Below are 5,180 nucleotides of genomic sequence, written 5' to 3'. Positions count from 1 at the left end.
AGATTGAAGGAATCGGAGATGTGCTTAGTGACGGGTCCAAGAGGATTCTTGGAAAGTCAATGATACGAACGTGATTAACGGGACCAAGACTTTAAAATATTAATGAAGAGTTTGATCCTGGCTCAGAACGAACGCTGGTGGCGTGTCTTATACATGCAAGTCGAGCGGTGCAGCAATGCATAGCGGCGAACGGGTGAGTAACGCGTAAGCAATCTGCCCCCTGCCCGGGAATAGCCGTGCCAACGCGCGGGTAATACCGGATATGGTGGCTCCCTGCATAGGGAGTTGACAAAAGATTTATCGGCAGGGGATGAGCTTGCGTCCGATTAGCTAGTTGGCGGGGCAACGGCCCACCAAGGCGACGATCGGTAGCCGGCCTGAGAGGGTGATCGGCCACATTGGGACTGAGATACGGCCCAGACTCCTACGGGAGGCAGCAGTAGGGAATATTGCACAATGGGGGAAACCCTGATGCAGCAACGCCACGTGTGGGAAGAAGCATTTCGGTGTGTAAACCACTGTCGTGAGGGAATAAGGCTGAGTTTCGGCTCAGTTGAATGTACCTCGAGAGGAAGCACCGGCAAACTTCGTGCCAGCAGCCGCGGTAATACGAGGGGTGCAAGCGTTGTTCGGAATCACTGGGCGTAAAGGGAGCGCAGGCGGAAGCTCAAGCGGATTGTACAATACCGGGGCCCAACCCCGGACCTGCAGTCCGAACTGGGTTTCTTGGATAGTTCAGGGGCAAGCGGAATTCCTGGTGTAGCGGTGGAATGCGTAGAGATCAGGAAGAACACCGATGGCGAAGGCAGCTTGCTGGGGACTTATCGACGCTCATGCTCGAAAGTGCGGGTAGCAAACAGGATTAGATACCCTGGTAGTCCGCACCGTAAACGATGCATACTGGGTGTCCGCGCTCCGGCGCGGGTACCGAAGCCAACGCGTTAAGTATGCCGCCTGGGGAGTACGTACGCAAGTATGAAACTCAAAGGAATTGACGGGGGCCCGCACAAGCGGTGGAGCATGTGGTTTAATTCGAAGCAACGCGCAGAACCTTACCAGGGTTTGACATGGGAACGCCGCGGCGAGAGATCGCCGTTTGTAGCAATACACGTTCCGCACAGGTGCTGCATGGCTGTCGTCAGCTCGTGTCGTGAGATGTTGGGTTAAGTCCCGCAACGAGCGCAACCCACGTTTCCAGTTGCCACCCGCGAGGGGGCCCTCTGGAGAGACTGCCGGGGACAACCCGGAGGAAGGTGTGGATGACGTCAAGTCCTCATGGCCCTTACATCCTGGGCTACACACGTGCTACAATGGTCGGTACAATGGGTCGCAACGCCGCGAGGCGGAGCCAATCCTCAAAGCCGTCCTCAGTTCGGATCGGAGTCTGCAACTCGACTCCGTGAAGCTGGAATCGCTAGTAATCGTGGGTCAGCACACCACGGTGAATACGTTCCCGGGCCTTGTACACACCGCCCGTCAAGCCATGGAAGGAGGGAGCGCTCAAAGTCGCGATGCCGACCCGCAAGGGGGGCCAGCGCCTAAAGCGAGACCTCTGACTGGGGCTAAGTCGTAACAAGGTAGCCGTACCGGAAGGTGCGGCTGGATTACCTCCTTTAAGGAGTAAAATTAGGACGAGACGTCCTACCACCTGTTACTTACGTTCAAGACATTCCGTCACATGAAGCACATCTCCGGTTCCTTTAGGGCCCGGGTCTGTAGCTCAGCTGGTTAGAGCACCGCTCTGATAAGGCGGGGGTCAATGGTTCAAGTCCATTCAGGCCCATACCTTTCGGGGTTATAGCTCAACTGGTAGAGCGCCAGCTTTGCAAGCTGGATGTTAGGAGTTCGAGTCTCCTTAGCTCCAGGAAAGCGCCCCCGGGCGCAAGGAAGAGTCCGTCCGAGCGACGGAACGCAGATTGAAAACTTTGGCGACAACATACGAAAAAGCAACAAGCACAGAGTGACTTGAAGCACCAAGAAACGAATGGTGGATTCGAGCTGCTCATGCAGCGAACAAGATCGAGCTAGATCGCTGGAAACAGGATTTAAGCGAAGGAATGCACGCGGGGGATGCCTTGGCATCAGCCGGCGACGAAGGACGGGCCAAGCCCCGAAAGTGCGGCACGAGGCGCAAAGGGCCTTTGACTGCCGCGGTTCCGAATGGGGAAACCCACGCATTTGCGTATCCTCTCGATGAATACATAGTCGAGCGGAGGCTAACCCGGGGAACTGAAACATCTCAGTACCCGGAGGAAAAGAAATCAACCGAGATTCCCTGAGTAGTGGTGAGCGAAAGGGGAGGAGCCCAGACGGGTTCCGTACCGGGAAACCTAACCGAAGCGGGATGGAAAGCCCCGCCACAGCAGGTGACAGCCCTGTAGGTTAGAGGAACCGGTCGGCCGTCGAGGAGTAGGGCGGGACACGTGAAATCCTGCCTGAAGACGGGGGGACCACCCTCCAAGGCTAAATACGAGCTGATGACCGATAGTGCACAGTACCGTGAGGGAAAGGTGAAAAGCACCCCGAGAGGGGAGTGAAAGAGCGCCTGAAACCGCGTGCATACATTCTGTCGGAGGGAGGATTCATCCTCCTGACGGCGTGCCTTTTGTTTAATGAGCCAGCGAGTTGCTCGCGTACGGCGAGGTTAAGCGCCTCAGGCGCGGAGCCGAAGCGAAAGCGAGTCTCAACTGGGCGACCAGTCGTACGCGGCAGACACGAAGCCTTAGTGATCTACCCATGGCCCGGCTGAAGCGGAAGTAACATTCCGTGGAGGGCCCAACCGATATACATTGAAACGTGTCCGGATGAGCTGTGGGTAGGAGCGAAAGACCAATCAAACTGGGCGATAGCTTGTTCTCTCCGAAACATATTTAGGTATGGCGTCATGAATAGCTTCACGGGGGTAGAGCACTGGAAGGACTAGGGGGCACACCCGCTTACCAAACCCTATCAAACTCCGAATACCGTGAACGTGGTGCATGGCAGACAGCCCGCGGGTGATAAGATCAGCGGACGAAAGGGAAACAACCCGGACCATCGACTAAGCGTCCCCAAGTACGTGCCGAGTGGAAAAGGATGTGGGGTTGCACAGACAGCCAGGAGGTTAGCTTAGAAGCAGCTACCCTTTAAAGAAAGCGTAATAGCTCACTGGTCAAGCGACCCCGCGCCGAAAATGATCGGGACTAAGCACGTCACCGAAGTCGTGGACTCCGAGCAATCGGAGTGGTAGGAGAGCGTTCCGCAGGCCTGGGAAGGCGGGTGGCGATGCCCGCTGGAGGTACCGGAAACGAGAATGCTGGCATGAGTATGCGAAAATGCGGGTGAAAAACCCGCACACCGTAAGTCCAAGGGTTCCCGGGCAAGGATAATCCCCCCGGGGTCAGTCGGGATCTAAGACGAGGCCGAGAGGCGTAGCCGATGACAGTCCGGTCAACATTCCGGAACCCTCCAGTAAGCGTCACCACCGACGGGGCGACGCATGGGACAGCGCGTAGCGGCTGACGGATGCCGCGGATGGAGTGCAAGGCTCCGGGGAGGCAAATCCCCCCGGTACACGCCCCAGGCTCCGGACCCCACGAAGGCTTCGGCCGGAAGGGGAGTCGCGTGGGCCCGTGCCAGGAAAAACCCCTAAGGGAGCGAATGGAGGCCCGTACCGTAAACCGACACAGGTGGACGAGGCGAATAGCCTAAGGTGCTCGAGACAACTCGGGAGAAGGAACTCGGCAAATCAACCCCGTAACTTCGGGATAAGGGGAGCCTCCGAGGGTCAGTATGAACAGTACGAAGCCTTTGGAGGTCGCAGGGAAACGGCAGAAGCGACTGTTTACCAAAAACACAGGGCCATGCTAACACGCAAGTGGACGTATATGGTCTGACACGTGCCCGGTGCCGGAAGGTTAACAGGAGGGGTCAGCGCAAGCGAAGCCCTGAATCGAAGCCCCGGTAAACGGCGGCCGTAACTATAACGGTCCTAAGGTAGCGAAATTCCTTGTCGGGTAAGTTCCGACCTGCACGAATCGTGTAACGACTTCTGCACTGTCTCCTCCCGGGACTCGGCGAAATTGCAGTGCCGGTGAAGATGCCGGCAACCCGCACCTGGACGGAAAGACCCCATGAACCTTCACTGTATTTTGACATTGGTTTTAGGGCCCGCATGTGTAGGATAGGTGGGAGGCTTTGAAACGGCGACGCCAGTCGTCGCGGAGCCGCCCTTGAAATACCACCCTTGCGCGCTTTGAGATCTAACCTCGTCCCGTCATCCGGGACAGGGACCGTGTCTGATGGTCAGTTTGACTGGGGCGGTCGCCTCCTAAAAGGTAACGGAGGCATCCAACGGTTCCCTCAGCGCGGTCGGCAATCGCGCGAAGAGCATAAAGGCATAAGGGAGCTTGACTGCGAGGCGGACACGCCGGGCAGGTACGAAAGTAGGGCTTAGTGATCCCGCGGTACAGCGTGGAAAGGCCGTTGCTCAATGGATAAAAGGTACTCTGGGGATAACAGGCTGATCTCCCCCAAGCGTTCATAGCGACGGGGAGGTTTGGCACCTCGATGTCGGCTCGTCGCATCCTGGGGCTGGAGAAGGTCCCAAGGGTTTGGCTGTTCGCCAATTAAAGCGGCACGCGAGCTGGGTTCAGAACGTCGTGAGACAGTTCGGTCCCTATCCGGTGTGGGCGTTCGAGACTTGAGGGAAGCTGTCCTTAGTACGAGAGGACCGGGACGGACGTACCTCCGGTGTACCGGCTGTCGCGCCAGCGGCATTGCCGGGTAGCCGTGTACGGATCGGAGAAACGCTGAAGGCATCTAAGCGTGAAGCCGTTCCCAAGATCAGGTCTCGCGGGGGCAACCCCATGTAGGGCCGTCGTAGACTACGACGTCGATAGGCCGCAGGTGTGAGCGTGGCGACACGTTGAGCCGAGCGGTACTAATAGCCCGGTAGAGCTTTTTCCCTCTTTTCAACGATCCGGTTCGACAGCTCGCCGCGTGGGCAGCCCGGATCCACCCCAGCTTCAAGGCTGTGCTCAAGGAAGACTTTTTCGACAAGACGTTGTCGCCGTAAAGATTGTTTCAGCGGTTACCGAGAGGGGGTCATACCCGTTCCCTTTCCGAACACGGAAGTCAAGCCCCTCATCGCCGATGGTACCTGGCCCACGGGCCCGGGAGAGTAGGTCGCCGCTGGATTC

Annotated in this window: 2 tRNA genes and 3 rRNA genes; all 5 read left to right on the top strand. The window is 57.5% G+C overall.

Going from position 1 to position 5,180, the window contains the following annotated elements:
• Window positions 1-99: 99 nt before the first annotated feature.
• A 16S ribosomal RNA gene (locus BUA93_RS15655) occupies window positions 100-1,615 on the top strand.
• 94 nt (window positions 1,616-1,709) lie between these two features.
• Window positions 1,710-1,783 (top strand) — tRNA-Ile (locus BUA93_RS15650).
• A gap of 8 nt (window positions 1,784-1,791) precedes the next feature.
• Window positions 1,792-1,864: transfer RNA gene (locus BUA93_RS15645), tRNA-Ala, on the top strand.
• 179 nt (window positions 1,865-2,043) lie between these two features.
• Window positions 2,044-4,947 (top strand): 23S ribosomal RNA (locus tag BUA93_RS15640).
• Window positions 4,948-5,063: 116 nt separating this feature from the next.
• Window positions 5,064-5,178 (top strand): 5S ribosomal RNA (gene rrf / locus BUA93_RS15635).
• The 16S, 23S and 5S rRNA genes sit together here with 2 tRNA genes alongside, the layout of an rRNA operon.
• Window positions 5,179-5,180: the final 2 nt, after the last annotated feature.

Source organism: Fibrobacter sp. UWH4 (genome assembly GCF_900142475.1).
Taxonomy (GTDB): domain Bacteria; phylum Fibrobacterota; class Fibrobacteria; order Fibrobacterales; family Fibrobacteraceae; genus Fibrobacter.
This window is presented reverse-complemented; position numbering and strand designations above follow the sequence as displayed.